Source organism: Dethiosulfovibrio russensis (assembly GCF_021568855.1).
In the GTDB taxonomy this organism is placed as follows: domain Bacteria; phylum Synergistota; class Synergistia; order Synergistales; family Dethiosulfovibrionaceae; genus Dethiosulfovibrio; species Dethiosulfovibrio russensis.
The window spans coordinates 157,546-174,004 of the sequence record NZ_JAKGUG010000005.1; the positions used below are offsets into that span (position 1 = coordinate 157,546).

General features: G+C 54.4%; 16 protein-coding genes and 1 riboswitch. Of the genes, 8 read left to right on the forward strand and 8 right to left on the reverse strand.

Features of this window, described 5'->3' with window-relative positions; translation table 11 throughout:
• Positions 1-28: 28 nt before the first annotated feature.
• Together L2W48_RS07415 and L2W48_RS07420 are read right to left on the reverse strand one after the other, a co-directional pair.
• On the reverse strand, positions 29-1,774 hold the full coding sequence (locus L2W48_RS07415; RefSeq protein ID WP_236099360.1) for a choline/carnitine O-acyltransferase: 1,746 nt from the start codon (positions 1,772-1,774) through the stop codon (positions 29-31).
• Positions 1,775-1,793: 19 nt separating this feature from the next.
• Positions 1,794-2,786, reverse strand: a complete 993-nt coding sequence (locus tag L2W48_RS07420) for an ABC transporter substrate-binding protein (RefSeq protein WP_236099359.1) — start codon at positions 2,784-2,786, stop codon at positions 1,794-1,796.
• A gap of 296 nt (positions 2,787-3,082) precedes the next feature.
• Positions 3,083-3,246: riboswitch (cobalamin riboswitch) on the forward strand.
• 163 nt (positions 3,247-3,409) lie between these two features.
• Here L2W48_RS07420 and L2W48_RS07425 point away from each other — a divergent pair.
• From L2W48_RS07425 to L2W48_RS07440, 4 genes are all read left to right on the forward strand, one after another.
• A complete protein-coding gene (locus L2W48_RS07425; protein ID WP_236099358.1) occupies positions 3,410-5,563 on the forward strand; it encodes a methylmalonyl-CoA mutase family protein in 2,154 nt (717 codons plus the stop codon).
• On the forward strand, positions 5,560-7,731 hold the full coding sequence (scpA, locus tag L2W48_RS07430) for a methylmalonyl-CoA mutase (protein ID WP_236099357.1): 2,172 nt from the start codon (positions 5,560-5,562) through the stop codon (positions 7,729-7,731). Before L2W48_RS07425 ends, scpA begins: the two co-directional genes overlap by 4 nt.
• Positions 7,732-8,859, forward strand: a complete 1,128-nt coding sequence (gene meaB, locus L2W48_RS07435) for a methylmalonyl Co-A mutase-associated GTPase MeaB (protein ID WP_236099356.1) — start codon at positions 7,732-7,734, stop codon at positions 8,857-8,859.
• Between the two features lie 284 nt (positions 8,860-9,143).
• Positions 9,144-9,383 (forward strand): sulfurtransferase TusA family protein, encoded by a 240-nt coding sequence (locus L2W48_RS07440; RefSeq protein WP_236099355.1) that lies wholly within the window; start codon positions 9,144-9,146, stop codon positions 9,381-9,383.
• Here the strand turns inward: L2W48_RS07440 and L2W48_RS07445 are convergent.
• A complete protein-coding gene (locus tag L2W48_RS07445; RefSeq protein ID WP_005660606.1) occupies positions 9,349-10,254 on the reverse strand; it encodes a LysR family transcriptional regulator in 906 nt (301 codons plus the stop codon). The two genes, L2W48_RS07440 and L2W48_RS07445, sit on opposite strands and share 35 nt — an antisense overlap.
• 286 nt (positions 10,255-10,540) lie before the next feature.
• Between L2W48_RS07445 and L2W48_RS07450 the strand changes: the two genes are divergently transcribed.
• The 4 genes from L2W48_RS07450 to L2W48_RS07465 are packed head-to-tail and all read left to right on the forward strand — an operon-like array spanning position 10,541 to position 12,814.
• On the forward strand, positions 10,541-11,041 hold the full coding sequence (locus L2W48_RS07450) for a YeeE/YedE thiosulfate transporter family protein (RefSeq protein ID WP_236114920.1): 501 nt from the start codon (positions 10,541-10,543) through the stop codon (positions 11,039-11,041).
• 43 nt (positions 11,042-11,084) lie between these two features.
• Positions 11,085-11,315 (forward strand): sulfurtransferase TusA family protein, encoded by a 231-nt coding sequence (locus tag L2W48_RS07455; RefSeq protein ID WP_236099353.1) that lies wholly within the window; start codon positions 11,085-11,087, stop codon positions 11,313-11,315.
• A gap of 10 nt (positions 11,316-11,325) precedes the next feature.
• Complete coding sequence (locus L2W48_RS07460; protein ID WP_236099352.1) at positions 11,326-11,856, forward strand: YeeE/YedE thiosulfate transporter family protein; 531 nt, start codon at positions 11,326-11,328, stop codon at positions 11,854-11,856.
• Between the two features lie 13 nt (positions 11,857-11,869).
• Positions 11,870-12,814 carry an NAD(P)/FAD-dependent oxidoreductase gene (locus tag L2W48_RS07465; RefSeq protein WP_236099351.1) on the forward strand — a complete coding sequence of 315 codons (945 nt, stop codon included), beginning with the start codon at positions 11,870-11,872 and terminating at the stop codon, positions 12,812-12,814.
• A 115-nt stretch (positions 12,815-12,929) separates the two neighbouring features.
• On the opposite strand, the gene L2W48_RS07470 is transcribed toward L2W48_RS07465, so the two are convergent.
• From L2W48_RS07470 to L2W48_RS07490, 5 genes are all read right to left on the reverse strand, one after another.
• Positions 12,930-13,349, reverse strand: coding sequence for an arsenate reductase ArsC (locus L2W48_RS07470; protein WP_236099350.1), 420 nt, complete (start codon positions 13,347-13,349; stop codon positions 12,930-12,932).
• Positions 13,346-14,509 carry a permease gene (locus L2W48_RS07475; protein WP_236099349.1) on the reverse strand — a complete coding sequence of 388 codons (1,164 nt, stop codon included), beginning with the start codon at positions 14,507-14,509 and terminating at the stop codon, positions 13,346-13,348. The genes L2W48_RS07470 and L2W48_RS07475 overlap by 4 nt, the downstream gene beginning before the upstream one ends.
• 93 nt (positions 14,510-14,602) lie before the next feature.
• Positions 14,603-14,848 (reverse strand): thioredoxin family protein, encoded by a 246-nt coding sequence (locus tag L2W48_RS07480; protein ID WP_236099348.1) that lies wholly within the window; start codon positions 14,846-14,848, stop codon positions 14,603-14,605.
• On the reverse strand, positions 14,838-15,149 hold the full coding sequence (locus L2W48_RS07485) for an ArsR/SmtB family transcription factor (RefSeq protein WP_236099347.1): 312 nt from the start codon (positions 15,147-15,149) through the stop codon (positions 14,838-14,840). The genes L2W48_RS07480 and L2W48_RS07485 overlap by 11 nt, the downstream gene beginning before the upstream one ends.
• A gap of 110 nt (positions 15,150-15,259) precedes the next feature.
• Entirely contained in the window at positions 15,260-16,453 is a 1,194-nt protein-coding gene (locus tag L2W48_RS07490; protein WP_236099346.1) for a M20 metallopeptidase family protein, read from the reverse strand.
• Positions 16,454-16,459: the final 6 nt, after the last annotated feature.

The window sequence follows — 16,459 nt, forward strand, 5'->3', positions numbered from 1 at the left end:
TTCGTCCGGGTCTCCTCGGAGAGATTCCCTAGAGTATCTTTTCCATCTCGGAGAGCGCTTTTTTCAGTGAAGCCACGTATCTATCGGCCAGGTCTCCGTCGCTCTTCCAGGAGGCCACGTGGAAGATAAGCTCTCCCCGCCTGGAAAGGTATCTGGAGCTCAGCCCTCCGGGCTCCACCGGACCGTAGCCAGCCAGCCTCAGCCCGTCGCCTCTGGTGGTGCTGGAGGAGATGACGTTTCTGGTCAGCCTTCGCCAGGCGGGAGAGCTATAGAGCTCCGGCTCTTTAGGGATATTCAGATCGTCGCCTCTCTCCCTCCATATCCTTCGCAGAAGGGATAGATGTCCCTCCGGCCCCTTGCCGTCCATGCACTGAGCTATCCTGTCCCTGTGGGCTTCCCCCGCCTTCTGAAGAAGGGACTTCAGCGTCTCGCCATCGGACTTCCCCGACAGAAAGGCGTCGACGAAAGCCGCGGACTCGGCGGTCAGAGGCCTGGTTCCCTCGGTTCTGCCACCTTCGAAACGACGCAGCTGAACAGATTCGTAGACGCTCTGCCACTCGTCCCATATCTCTTTTTGAGCCATAAGCATGGCGGTCTGGACGAAAGCGTCCGGACTGACTCCACCGCTCTTTATCCTATCCCGTCCGAAAAGATCGAAGACGAAAGGACGCTGAACTATCGAGTTCCCCAGTTCCTCACAGTTCTTCCGGGCTTTCTCCAAAAGCTCGACCAGTCTGGAAGAACGGGAGAAAGTCAGCTCCGAAGGATCGGACATGTCTGACCGACCGGCCCCGGCCGCACCGCAACCGGTCAGGATCTCTCGAACCAGCCTCCCGACGTAGGTTCCATCCCTGCCCGAATGCTCGAAGTTCAACCCGCAGTGTCCGTCGGATGTCACTACTATCTGGAAGGACTTCTCGAACCATCGGTTCCTCCCCCCATCGAAGAGAAAATGCTTGGCTCCGTCACAGAGCTCCGGGCCGCAGTCGCCGTCCAAACAGAGGGCGAACAAAGCCCCCTCCAGGGAGGCAAGGGCACGGACATTTTCCTCGTCCATGCAGAGCTCCTTCCTGATCCTCGCGGCTCCATCTCTGTCGGGACAGGTCATCAGTCCTATGGGGAGCTCATCCTCTTTATCGTCTAGCCAAAGGGAATTCAGAACTCCGACGAGATCGTCGAAATCCCTAAGCTCCCCCTCCGGAGATATAAGCTCGACCAGAAAAAGTCGCCCTCTCACCAAGACGAGAGCGGATCGACCGGCAAGGCTTTCCGGATCTCCGACCATGACCCTGTCCTTGCCGGCAAAGGCTCCCCTGGAGGATCGGAACAAAGTGTCGTAACGATCCATACAGAGAGGCTCCCCTCTGAACTCGTCCGGAGTAATATCCCCCCGGTCTATACGTGAACAAAAGGAGGCCGCAGCCAAGGAGAGACGGGCGGCGATACGGAGAGGATCGTCTTCGGTGATCTCATCTCCGTCAAACAGGTAAAATGGATTGACGTGTACCGGCAGAGGCTCCCTCTGCTCTAGGTACCATCCTCTCCAATAGGGCAGAAGCTCCAGTATTTCGTCGTCGTCATTTCTGAGACGATTCAGCTCCCGCTGCAAAAGGGAGGCCGGCCCGGCGCAGAAGTCCATGACCGCCCTTCTTGAAAGATCCAACTCCCCCGTAGAAAGCAGTGGCTCCGCCCATGAAACCAATTTTTCCGCGCTGTCGTAAGGATCGTCGAAAGGCAGACGTCGAGACGAACCTTCCATAGCCGAACCGGACAAGACGATCACCTCCCCTTAATTAAAGGCCTAAGGCCTTGGATACCTTCGCCCTCACTTCTTCGTCTACCCAGGACGACCATACCTCGGGATGCTCTTTCAGGAACCACTCCGCCGCCTGGGGACTGCTCATACCCTCGGTATCCATGACGGCGAGAGCTTCGCTGGTCAGCTCTAAAGAGGTCTCGTACCTCTCTACGAAATCCCTGATCTCCGGCTCGGATTCCAGAAATGCACGGTTTCCGGTTTTGAGGACTCTACAGGCGGGGAAGGCGCACATACCGGTTTCCTTCCATACCTTCGGATCGTAGGGCGACTCCTCCAGTTTGGTCATGTCGTATTTTCCAAGCAGAGGGGTAGGCTCCCAATAATAGGCCAGAACCGGCCTTCCCTTCTCGAAGGCACTGGCTATACCGACGGCCAGAGCCGCACCGGAACCGGCGTAAAAGTTAACGTATGTATCGTCGAGTCCGTACGCTTTCAGCCTATCGACGTTCTTGATGCTGATCGGCCAACCGGTGGGACCGTTCAGGAAACGGCCTTTATCATCGTTCTCCGGATCCTGAAAGATCTTCCAGTACTTGGGAAGATCCGTAACCGACCTGAGATCCGGGGCAAGAGGCTCTATCCCCCTCTCGGGGTCTCCCTTTATGATGAACGTGGGGACATACCAGCCCTGAGGAGCGTTGGGGTAGTTTTTCCCCATCTCCAGGACCTTCCCCTTCTTCGTTATCTTATCCCAGATGGCTATGGAGTTATCCACCCACGTCTCCATGGCAAGCTGAAGATCGCCTCTCTCCAGTCCCAGAAAACCGGGCATCTCCTCGGTAAGCGAATAGGCTACCTCGCGGTCGAATCCATGCTCCAGTATGTAACCGGCCACCCTGTTGTGGAACTGGGCGCTTTCCCAGCTGAAATCGGCAAAGACTATCTTAGACCCGGCCGAGGCCGCCATAGAGGACAGAATAACCCCCAACGTCAAAATCACACTGAAAAACTTCGCACTCTTTCTCATACATCGACTCCTCTCGAAAAAGTCTCCCCGATCTCGGGGAGAACGCCTGACCCATGCAAGGGCCTTACCGCTGTAAATTTACATAATAACATAAATTTATCTCTCGGACCGACAATTGACGGAATCTTTCCCCTCTCATCGCCCGATTCAGGACGCTAACCGAGGAAGAGATCTCTAGACGATATCTCCATTACACAAAAAGTCAAAAAACGGCCCCCTCCCTAAAGGGACGACGGACACATCGTGATCGATATAGCTTGACATCGGTCGAGACGCTGGAATAATATGAGATACCAATCGTAACTGAGCCTGCGGATGAACGGGAACCCGGTGAGAGTCCGGGACGGCCCCGCCACTGTAACCGTGACGAAACCCCGCCATATCACTGAAGACAGCTTCGGGAAGAGGGGGAAGTAGGATGAACGGAAGTCAGGAGACCGGTCTGCAGGAGCAATCAGCGTCTGCGCGGGCGGACGATGTTGTTCTCGCGAGGGAGGAATCCCCCGTGGAATGTTTGCATATGCTCTAGCCGCCCGCAGGGGCGGCTTTTTTTATCCACAGGCACTCGGTTAGCGAGAGGCGGACACTATCCCACGATAAGGAAGGTATGATCGCCCATGGATATGGAAGAACGGGAAAACCCTAAGCCGTTTCCCGCCGTAACTTTCGACGAGTTCTCCCCGACCAGCTACGAAGAGTGGAGAAAGGAAGCGGAGGCAGCTCTGAAGGGAGCCCCATTCGAGAGACGGCTGCTTACCAGGACATACGAGGACATTACTCTGGAACCGATCTACCGAATGGAGGACATCGAGAATCTGACAGAGCCTCTCACCCTGCCGGGGACCCCCGATTATCTAAGGGGAACGGACCGTAGAGGCTACATGGATCGTCCCTGGTCCATAGCCCAGGCCATCGACGAATACCTGCCGGAGGAGGCCAACAAGGCTGTTAGGAAAGAACTCTCAGGAGGTTCGAACTCCATACATCTGGTGCTCAACCAATCTACCAGGGACTGCGTGGAGAGCTCCGATCGATACGATACCAGAGGGCTATCCCTGGCAACCCTGAAGGACGTCGACGACCTGTTGAACGACCTGGATCTGACGACCTATCCGATTCACCTTTTCACAGGTGCCTCCAGCGCTCCCATGTTGGGACTTATGTCGGCCAGGGCGGTGGCGCAGGGCAAGAGGGACTCTTTGAGATCTCGACAGGGGTGCATAGGAGCGGATCCGATAGGGACCCTTGCGGGATCCGGACATCTATCCTGTCCCATGGACGAACTGATGGACGAGATGGCCCTGTCCATACAGTGGAGCAGAAAATCCGCCCCCGAGCTCAAAACGGTGCTGATAAGGGGGGACGTGTACCACGACGGCGGAGCCAACTGCGTCCAGGAACTGGCCTGTTCTATGGCTACCGGCATAGCCTACATAAGGGCTATGGTTATAAGGGGCATCGACGTAGACCATATCGCCTCCCAAATACGCTTCAGCTTCCCCGTCGGAGCCAACTTCTTCATGGAGATCGCCAAGCTCAGGGCGGCCAGAATGTTCTGGTCCAGGATAGTCCGCTCCTTCGGCGGTAAGGACGAATCGGCCAAGATCGACCTGTTCGCCTCCACGTCCCGGTTCACCCAGACCGTCTACGACCCCTACGTCAACGTCCTCAGAGGGACGACTCAGGCCTTCTCAGCCGTGATAGGAGGAGCCGATTCCCTATGGGTACGTCGCTTCGACGATCCGATCAGGACGGGGACGGAACAGTCCAGAAGAATATCGAGAAATATACAGGTTCTCCTTCAGAACGAGTTCAATCTCAGACAGCCGATAGACCCGGCCGGCGGATCTTGGTACGTCGAAAAACTAACGGACCAGGTCTATCGCAAAAGCTGGGAGTATATGCAGGAAATAGAGAGATCCGGAGGAATCCTGGAGGCGCTTCGCTCCGGCAAGGTTCAGGACAACGTGGCCGGAGTACTGAAATCCCGACTTGAAAAGCTGGACCGCCGATCCGATAGATCCGTAGGCACCAACGCCTACGCAAACGTCACAGAGAAGCCTCTGGACGAATCACCCCGATCCGATCGAGACGTGAGATCCGTCAGGAAGAAAGCTATCTCCGAATATCGGGAACTGACCGACGAGCTACATCGAGAGAAAACCCTGAGCGCCATCCTGGACAGCATCGGAGGAGAACCTGGGGCCTTCATGAAGGCCCTTATCGAGGCATTTATGGCGGGAGCCACTCTATCGGAGATACGACATATCCTGGACGACGGATTTCAAGGGGACATAAGGGTTCGGCCCATAGCCCCTCACAGATGGACGGAGAAATTCGAGAAACTTCGCCGTCGCACCGAGGACTTCGCCATCAGGAAAGGCGGTTTCAAAATATTTCTGGCCGGAATGGGTCCGCTCAAACAGCACAAGGCCCGGTCGGACTTCAGTGCGTCCTTCATGGAGGTGGCCAACTTCGAGGTCATAAGAAATGACGGATTCGACACCATCGAGGAGGCGGTCAGGACCGCATCCGAATCGGGTGCCGCGGTAACGGTGATATGCTCCAGCGACGAAAGCTACCCCGACCTGGTACCCCCTCTAGCCAAGGCTCTCAAGGAAAACAGGCCGGAGATGAAGGTCCTCCTGGCCGGAGCCCCCGCTCCGGAGTTCAAGGAAATCTACGAGAACTCCGGCGTAGACGACTTCATCCACGTCAGGGCCAACTGCTTCGAGATACTCGAATCGCTACAGAGAACCGGAGGAATGTTCCAATGACAAGAGCAAAACCGGACTTCACCGAGATACCCCCCGTTCCATCCACCGACGAAAAAATGTCCCTTCCGAGGTGGGAGGAGAACCAGGACGACCTCGCAAAGACCATGGAGCAGATAGACCTCAAATCCCTTTACAGAAACGAGGATATCGCGAAACTGAGACACCTGGACTTCATGGCCGGGGTTCCACCGTTCCTAAGGGGACCCTACTCCACCATGTACGTCACCAGACCTTGGACGGTCCGGCAGTACGCCGGATTCTCCACCGCCGAGGAGAGCAACGCCTTCTACAGAAGGAACCTTGCGGCTGGACAGAAGGGCCTGTCCATCGCATTCGATTTGGCCACCCACAGGGGTTACGACTCGGATCATCCCAGGGTAATGGGGGACGTCGGCAAGGCCGGAGTGGCGGTAGACTCCATACTGGACATGGAGATCCTATTCTCCGAGATCCCTCTGGACCGTATGTCGGTATCCATGACGATGAACGGGGCCGTCCTCCCTGTCATGGCCTTCTACATCCTTGCGGCGGAGGAACAGGGGGTAGACCGCTCCCTTCTGAGCGGAACCATCCAGAACGACATACTAAAGGAATTCATGGTCCGAAACACCTACATATACCCCCCTGACGCATCGATGAGGATCATAGGGGACATATTCTCCTACACATCCCGGCATATGCCCAAGTTCAACAGCATAAGTATATCGGGCTATCACATGCAGGAGGCTGGCGCCACAGCCGACATAGAGCTGGGCTACACCTTGGCCGACGGCCTGGAATACATCCGCACCGGCATAGATGCGGGACTGGACGTGGACAACTTCGCCCCGAGGCTCTCGTTTTTCTGGGCAATTGGGAAGAACTACTTCATGGAGATCGCCAAGATGAGGGCCGCAAGAATGCTCTGGGCAAAGATAGTAAAACAGTTCGATCCGAAAAAGGCCAAGTCCATGGCTCTCAGGACCCATTCCCAGACCTCGGGATGGAGCCTGACCGCCCAGGACCCATTCAACAACATCGCCAGAACCTGCGTGGAGGCCATGGCTGCGGCTCTGGGACACACCCAGTCGCTCCACACCAACGCCCTGGACGAGGCCATAGCTCTGCCAACCGACTTTTCCGCCCGAATAGCCAGAAACACCCAGCTCTATATCCAGGACGAGACCAGCGTATGCAAGGTAATAGACCCCTGGGGAGGCTCCTACTACGTAGAGGCCCTGACCGACGAGCTTATCCGCCGGGCCTGGGGACACATCCAGGAGGTGGAGGAACTAGGGGGCATGTCAAAGGCCATAGACACCGGTCTTCCAAAGATGAGGATCGAGGAGGCGGCGGCTAGACGGCAGGCCCACATAGATTCGGGCAAAGAAAAAATCCTGGGAGTGAACTTTCACAAATTGGAAAAGGAGGACCCCATAGACATCCTCGAGGTGGACAACTCGGCGGTCCGACAGGCCCAGATAAGGCGGCTGGAGAAGCTTCGCTCCGAGAGAGACACCGACCGGGTAATAAAGGCGTTGGACGCCCTTACCTACTCCATGGAGACCGGCGAGGGAAACCTGCTTGACCTGGCGGTCGACGCCGCCAGGGCGAGGGCCAGTCTGGGGGAGATTTCCGACGCCGTGGAAAAGGTCTGCGGAAGACATAAGGCGGTCATACGGTCCATCTCGGGAATCTACAGCAGCGAGTTCGCCGACGAGGATATCATAGAGGAAGTTCGCGGAATGACCGCCGACTTCGAGAGACGGGAGGGACGGAGGCCCAGGATAATGGTGGCCAAGATGGGCCAGGACGGACACGACCGAGGAGCCAAGGTGGTGGCAACCGCCTACGCCGACATGGGGTTCGACGTGGACGTCGGAGCCCTCTTCCAGACCCCGGCGGAGACTGCCCAGGAGGCTGTGGACAACGACGTCCACATAGTCGGCATGAGCTCCCTGGCGGCAGGGCACAAAACCCTTCTGCCCCAGCTCATAGAGGAGCTGGCGAAGAGAGGCAGAGACGATATAATGGTCATAGCCGGAGGAGTCATACCGGCCCAGGACTACGAATACCTGAGAGAGCACGGAGCTGCTGCGATATACGGTCCCGGAACGGTCATACCGGCGGCGGCCAAGGAAATGCTGGAAATCCTCAACCGTCGACTGACCGATCAGGAATTACCCTAGATGACCTACGATACCTACAGGCCCGACTGGGTCCCCCAAGAGGGGGGATCCCAGTTTTCCTGTCGGGTTATGACCGGGGTCGACGGAGTCAAGGATGGAGCCGCTCCCACCGGGACGGGGAAGACTCCATCCAGAAAAAAACTGACCTTGGACGACTACGAGAGGGGCATCCTCGCAGGAGACAGGATGATTCTCTCCAGAGGGATAACCCTCATAGAGAGCAACGCCTCCAGACACTTCGACCCGGCCCAGGAGCTCGTCCAGAGGATATTACCGAATACTGGAAACGCCGTCAGAGTAGGGATAACGGGGATTCCCGGAGTCGGGAAAAGCACCTTCATAGAGACCCTCGGCTGCTCACTCTGCGAGAGAGGACACAAGGTGGCGGTGCTTGCCGTTGACCCCAGCAGCTCCGTCTCGGGCGGAAGCATATTGGGAGACAAGACCAGGATGGAAAAACTGACTAGGGAAACCAGAGCCTTCATAAGGCCCTCTCCCTCCAGCGGAACCCTGGGAGGGGTCACCAGAAAGAGCCGGGAGACCCTGCTGCTTTGCGAGGCGGCGGGCTACGACGTCATACTGGTCGAAACGGTAGGGGTCGGCCAGAGCGAGACCACCGTTCGGTCCATGGTGGACTTCTTCATGGTACTGGTGTTGACCGGCGCGGGAGACGACCTTCAGGGAATAAAGAAAGGGATCATAGAGCTGGCCGACGCCATAGTGGTCAACAAAGCCGACGGAGACAACCTAAGAAAGGCCTTGGTCACAAGGGCGGACTACGAGCAGATACTTCACTATCTCCGTCCCGCAACGGAGGGATGGACCACCGGAGCCTACGCCTGCTCCGCCCTTACCGGCGACGGTATAGACGATCTATGGAAGCTCGTTACCAAGTTCGAGAAAGCGATGAAGGAATCGGGGTTCTTCCAAGAGAGGAGAGCCAGACAGGCCCTCCAATGGATGGACACCATGGTGGAAGAGTACATTCACCATAAAATCTCTCAGGATCCCTCCATAGCAAAGAAACGGGATTCAATCCGAGAGATGGTGATCCGTGGAGATTCGCCGCCCACAGTTGCAGCTAAGGCCATTATAGATGCCCTGGAGACGACTATTTTTCGACGATAACGGGAGGAACCTCTGAAAACAGGATATAAGCACACCGTGCACAAACGATCTAGATTATCTCTATCGACACTTGACCTGACGCATCTTCGCTGTTAGCCTCTCCTTAAAACAGTCAGACATCTCTTTGCTAAAAAATCACAAAGACGATTGCCCTACGAAGATAAGGGCAGTCGTCTTTTTTAAACCCCAACCCCATCAATGTGGAGGGGGTATCCAGAACGAGACCACCGATAATCGGGAGGCCCAGAAACATTAAGGCATACTAAGGACAAGGGGGTATCGAATTGAAAAAAATCGACTGTCTAGGGGACTTTTGCCCCATACCTGGAATGAAAGCCAAGGTGGCAATGGAGAAGATGAGGCCGGGAGAGAGCGTCCTCCTTGTTTCAGACCATAGCTGCGCCCCATTGAACGTCAAGGATATCGCCGACGAGATGGGATGCTCTATCGAGCTGGAAGAGGTCGTACCTGGCGTTTTCGAGATCACCATCAGCAAAAACTGTCTTTCCCCTCATGAAGCATAAACTCTATAAAAGAATCCAACTCGGGCATCTGAAGAGACGACCGATGGTAGACTATCGAGACGGGACAGCTCATGTCCACATCCGGGATAATATGTTGTTTCAACATCTCAAGATAAAGCTCTTTTTTAATTGTAACGTAAGGAACTATAGAAACTCCATCATCGTTCGCCACAGATGCTTTCAATGCCTCTAAGCTGCCCATCTCCATTACCACGTTCAGTTTTTCCGGAGACACTCCGTTATCGGAGAAAGCTTTATCTATTATTCCACGAAGACCGGACTTCTTAGGACACAACAATAGGTTCATGTTAGCGAGCTCGCAGAGCGATCGGATATCTTCGATCGCTCTATTTTTTGGAGAACTTATTATCGCCAACCTATTGTCCATCAACTTGTGCACAAAAAGGTCCTCGTCACTCCCCTTCTCCTGGGAGATGAACCCTATATCGGACCGAAAATTTCTGACGTCCTCCAGTACCTCCTCGGTATAGTTACAGATGTTGTTGAACCTAATAGAGGGATTTCTCCTCTGGTAAGCCGTCAAGGCACAGGGTACAAGATACTCGCAGATGCTGGTGGACGAACTCACGCGGATAACGGATATTGATCGATGTTTCAGAAGCTCCATCTCGGACCTCATCTTCTCGTATAACTCCTCGAATATCTGGGCATAGCAATAAAAGAGATCCCCCGACTTAGTCAGGGAGATACCATGATTGCTCCTCTCTAAAAGCAATGTATCCATCTCTTCCTCAAGCTGTTTAAGCTGCTGACTTAATGCCGACTGACTCATATGGAGTTTTTGAGCGGCCTTGGAGATGCTCTTTTCCTCAACTATATTAAGGAAATACTTTATGGTCGACTGGTTCAAATACGGTCCCCTCCTGTCCATCGGTAAGAGCGATGGTGCATAAGATTATCCGTTAACTACTTCACTAAGGAAAAGAATATAATGACCATAGAGCATGATAGTTAAATATTTAACTAGAAGGGAGGTGAGAGACGTGGAGAGAGCAAAGAGATCTACACGGAAGAAGAAGGCAAATCAACTCCCAATCGCCCTTCTTTTACTGGTTGTTATTGTAGCTGTAGGATTTTATTTAAGCAACTTCAGTCCTAGTAACCCATCTTTTTGGTTTTTTGGAATATTACTGGGATTGACCCTAAGAGCCTCTCGTTTCTGTTTCACCGCTTCAATGAGGGATCCGGTTCTTACAGGTGGAACGAACCTAACCAAGGCGGTGATAGTCGCCATCGCACTGGCCACTGTAGGATTTGCGGCTATTCAGTACAAAGCCAGCGTAACTGGGCAACCCATTCCCGGGAACATCTCTCCTGTGGGAGTTCACATAGCCATCGGAGCGTTTATGTTCGGGATAGGCATGGTCATAGCAGGAGGCTGCGCTTCAGGAACCCTGATGAGAGTAGGAGAAGGCTTTTCTATGCAGTGGCTCTCACTGGTCTTCTTCATCGTCGGCTCTGTATGGGGAGCTCGTGACTTCAATTACTGGAAACCGACATTTATCGATGGAAGCGTAAAGATATTTCTTCCCGACGTACTAGGATGGTTCCCTGCTTTGGTCGTTCAATTTGGCCTTCTGATGGGGCTTTTCATCCTGGCAGACTGGTTTAGCAACAGAAAAAGCCTAGAAAAATAAACAATAGACATATCTTACAAAAAAACTAAGGAGGACACACACCATGGCGAAAGAATACACTCTCGACTGCCTCGGGGAAGCCTGCCCCATACCGCTTATAAAGGCCCAGAAGAAAATGGCCGAGATGTCCGTCGGCGATACCATAACAATAGAGATCGATCACAGTTGTGCGGTAAAGAACATCCCAGAGTGGGCCAACAAAGAGGGTTACAACTGCGAGATAGAGGAGATCGACGACGGGCAGTGGGAGATTTGGATCGAGAAGACGAAATGAGTGGATAAAGGTGAATATAAGGGATAACAAATACTACAGGCTTTTCCTTAAAACCCCTTGGCCTTATTACGCAGGTGCGGTTATCCTGGCGGTCCTCAATATCGCTATTTTCGCTTCATCCGGCAAACCTTGGGGAGTGACATCTCCTTTCGCCCTTTGGGGAACCTGGATCTACGAGACATTGGGAGGATCGGTCGATACATGGGTATACTACGCTGGTAGTCACGGAAAGGCGTTATCCAAGGGATTGTTGGCCAACGGAGGAAGCATCAGAAACATAGGTATAATCGTAGGAGCCCTCCTTGCGACATTGTTGGCATCGGAGTTCAAGATAAAGAAGATAAAGAGCCTGAGACAGGTGGTAGCCGCAATCCTAGGTGGTCTCCTCATGGGATACGGGGCCAGAATTGCCTTCGGATGTAATATAGGAGCCCTTTTCAGCGGGGTGGCCTCCATGGCCCTATCCGGATGGATCTATTTGGCGTTCATGTTTCTGGGGGCCTTCGTGGGCAGCAAACTGCTGGTGAAATTCTTCATGTGAGGAGAGGTCCTTAATGGTTAAGAAGAGAGAGGACTACGACGTAGTTATCATAGGGGCAGGGTCAGCGGGACTGACGGCAGGTATATACTGCGGAAGAGCCAGGCTCAACACCCTGGTAATAGAACAGGGATTGGTCGGCGGATTGATAACCTCCACACAGGGCCTAGAGAACTATCCTGGTTTTCCCGAAGGGGTCGGCGGAGAGGAATTGATGAACCTCTTTTACAAACAGGCCAAAAGGTTTGGATGCAAATTCAAGCTTACAGGAGTAAAAGAAGTCGAACTAACAGGGACGGATAAAATAGTCCACACCTTTAGGAACGAGTACCACGCCAAAAGCGTGATAATAGCCACAGGGGTAAAACCCAAACCAATCGGTTGCGACGGAGAAGCCGAACTCATAGGCAAGGGTATTTCCTTCTGTTCCACCTGCGACGCTAACAACTGCATCGGCAAGGACGTCTACGTCGTAGGCGGAGGAGACTCCGCTGTGGAGGAAGCCATGTACCTCACCAAGTTCGCCAACAAGGTGACTTTGATCCACAGAAGAGATCAGCTTAGAGCGGCTAAATCCATACAGGAGAGAGCCTTCGAATGCAAATGCCTCGACTTCGTATGGGATTCTGTCGTCAAATCCATCGGAGGCACGGACTGCGTGACATCCATGGTTATAGAAAACGTAAAGACCAAAGAACAGAGGACTATCCTCCCTGGAGAGGGAACGAAGGACTTTATCGTCTTCCCCTATGTAGGGCTGACGCCTAAGACCCAGATCTTCCAGGGCCAGATCGAGATGGACCAAGGCTTCATAAAAGCCAACGAAAAGATGGAGACATCCTGCCCGGGCGTGTACGTGGCAGGGGACGTCAGGACAAAGACCCTCCGGCAGGTCATCACAGCAGCCTCGGATGGCGCAATAGCAGCGGTGGAAGCGGAAAACTACATACTTACCAGTTGATAATCTAGATGGCGGCATCTAATAAATGCCGCCATCTACAGTAACCATAAATCTTCCGCGAGGCCACCCCGACAGAACCCGTTCGAGACAGGGCCCAATTAGTGGAGCTATGCAATCATCTTACAATTTCGGGCAAGCCCTCCACGAAGGCCTTGATCTCGTCTCGAACCCTTCGGTAAAAACCCAACGCCTCCTCCTCGCTCTGGGCCTCTCTTGCCAATGCCGGAGGATCCTCGAATCCCACGTGAATCGTCTCGGCATCGCCGGGAAAGACCGGACAGGTGCCTCTGGCCTTGTCGCAAACGGTTATAACCAGGTCCATGGACGAATCGAAAAACTCTGTAACGCTCTTGGATCGGTGACCGGAGATATCCACTCCAGCCTCGGCCATTACCTTTACTGCCAGAGGATCCAGACCATGAGGGGCCGATCCGGCGGAAAAGGCGGTGTATCGATCCCCCCATGTGTGCCTCGTCCAACCCTCCGCCATCTGACTTCTACAGGAATTCCCGGTGCATAGAAACAATATCCTCATGAGATATACCCGAATATGGTTCCCACTATGGTCGACATGACGACCACCAACCCCACGTAGACAACGGTCTTTCTGGTGCCAATGACGCTTCTAATGACCAGCATATTGGGCAACGAAAGTGCAGGTCCCGCCAAGAGAAGCGCTAGTGCTGGTCCCTGACCCATTCCGGACCCCAGAAGCCCCTGGAGTATAGGCACCTCCGTCAAGGTGGCGAAGTACATGAAGGCCCCGGAGATGGAGGCGAAGAAATTGGCCCCCACCGAGTTTCCTCCCACCAAAGAGGCTACCCATCTGCTAGGGATAAGAGCCTCGTGTCCAGGCCGTCCCAGTAGAAAACCAGCAACCAGGACCCCGCCAAATAAAAGCGGCAATACCTGTAGGGCATACTCAAAGGTAGACCCCATCCATTCCTCTTTTTCGTCCCTGTTGAACCACACGAAAGTCGCGACCAACGTGGAGAGAAGGGCTGCCGCAGCTACATACCATTTGACGGAATAAACGGCCTCCCAGACTCCTCCGGGAACCTTCGGCGCAGCCCAGTTGGCGAAGACCAAAAAAAACACCATACTGGCCATATGCCAAACAGTCTTCCAAAGGGGTCTTTCGGAACCGTCGTCGGGAAGTTGGGCAAAACCCTTCTGCCGCACCTCCTCCTCACCACGGAAGATGAACGCCATGGAAATTCCAATTAACACGGAAAAAATTATAGCTCCTGCTGCTCTAGCTAAACCCAACTGGAACCCCAGGACCCTGGCAGTAAGAATGATCGACAACACGTTTATAGCCGGTCCGGAATACAGAAACGCAGTGGCAGGGCCGAGACCTGCTCCTCTTTTGTATATACCGGCGAAAAGAGGCAGTACCGTGCAAGAACACACGGCCAGGATTGTCCCGGAGACCGCCGCTACCGAATAGGCCACCCATTTTTTAGCCTGACCCCCCAGGTATTTCATAACCGCCTGTTGACTGACGAAGACGGAGATGGCCCCGGCGATGAAGAAAGCCGGTATCAGACATAGCAACACGTGTTCTCTGGCGTACTCGTGAAGCATCGCCAAGGCCTCCACCGCACCAGACCGCACTCCCTGAGAGTCGATAGGAAGCCAGTAGGCAAGAAGAAACACCCCTAATATCCAAGCAAATTTCCTTTTATCCTCCAATGTGGGCCCCCTCTTTCCTTCGTTTTCCCCTACGTATGTGACGTAAATACCACATATCTTCTCGAAAAAAAGGCCCTCAAGGGGCCTACAACCCTAAAGAGCCTCGGAGATGAGCCTCTTGACCGCCAGAGGGGTCGGGATCCTTCCAGCCGACACAACCTTGTCGTTTACCACCAAACCCGGCGTACCGGCCACGCCGAACTCCATGATCTCGGAGATATCGGTTACCTTCTCCACCGAGTAATCCAAACCCAACTCCTTTGCAGCGGCCTCGGCCAGTTCGGCAAGTTTCTTGCACTTGGGACAGCCTGTCCCCAGTATTTGAATCTTAACTGTCATCTCGACAACCTCCTTTAGGACAAATAGGCGCGCATCGATTGGAGTCGACGCACTTTATCATGTCGAAGACGCAGGGCAAAGCTATGGAATAGAGGATCTTCTGTCCCTCCCTGCGATCCTTCAGTACCTCTGCATCCCTCAACACAGCCAGATGCTTGCTGACCGTGGTTCTATCCGACTCGAACCACCGGGCTATCTCGCAAGCGCAAACCTCTCCCCCGCCCAGCCTCCTGACTATCTCCAGCCTGAGGGGATGGGCCAAGGCCTTAAACACGGCGACGGTCCGGTCCTTATCTGCCATGGGACCCCCTCCTTTATGTGGCGATATTACCACACAAGAAAACAGGAGGCAAGGGACCGAGGGTAAAAAAATAGGGCCCGGTTCAAAGAACCGGGCCCTACTCCTGTGGATCAATCTCTTTTATTCAAAAAATCCCACGCCACCGACGAGAGAAGAGAGACTCCGTCGGCCAGGACCGACTCGTTCACCCTGAACTTCGGATGATGATGAGGCCAGTCCGCTCCTCCTTCGCCTCCCATCCCCAGGAAGACGAAGGCCCCCGGCACCTTCTCGAGATAGAAACTAAAGTCCTCCGACGCCATGGTCGGACGGATCTTTCTCACCCTGTCCTCCCCGAAGAGCCCCGAAGCGACCTCGGAAATCCGCCGGCCCATTTCCCCGTCGTTTATGACCGGAGGCAGGTTTTTGAGATATTCCAGCTTCGCACCGCATCCAAAGGCTTGAGCGGTGTTTACCGCCAGTGTCTCGATCCTTCCCGGCAGCTCGTCCCTTATCTCCCTAGAGAGGGTCCTGGCAGTTCCCTCGATCGTCACTACGTCGGGAATCACGTTGAACGCCTCTCCCGCTCTCAGGTTCCCCACGCTGACCACCACGCTGTCGAGAGGGTCGGTCTGACGGCTGGCGATGGTCTGCAACGCCATGAGGAAAGCTCCGGCGGCCACTGTAGGATCCGCCGTCTGATGGGGCATGGCGCCGTGACCTCCCTTACCCTCGATGGAGACCTTCCAGAAATCGGAGGACCCCATGAGAGGGCCGTCCGACCATCCAAGGATCCCAGACTCCAGAGGCTGCCAGACGTGAAGACCGAATATGCCGTCGACTCCATCCAGGACACCGGAATCCACCATGGCATCCGCACCGGATTGAGGCACCGAGGCCTCCTCCGACGGCTGAAAGACGAGTCGAATCCGACCGGGAAGCGAGTCTTTCCTCGACGAAAGTATCTCGGCGGCACCGAGCAATATGGCCATATGGGCGTCGTGTCCGCAGGCGTGCATCACCCCTACGTTCTCCGACTCGAAAGGAAGCCCGGTATCCTCGACTACCGGAAGGGCGTCCATATCGGCCCTGAGTGCCACGGTTGGCCCTTCTTTCCCTATCTCGGCCACTACGCCGGAGGGAAAATCGCCGCACCCTACTCGGACGTCGTCGATTCCCATCTCCTCCAGCCTCTCTGCTATCCAACGGCTCGTCTCAATCTCCTTGAAGGAAAGCTCCGGATATCTGTGCAGATGACGATACCAGTCTGTTATCTTTCTCTCTATATCGCTGGCATGATCTTTAAACGAATTCGAAACGGACAAAACAGC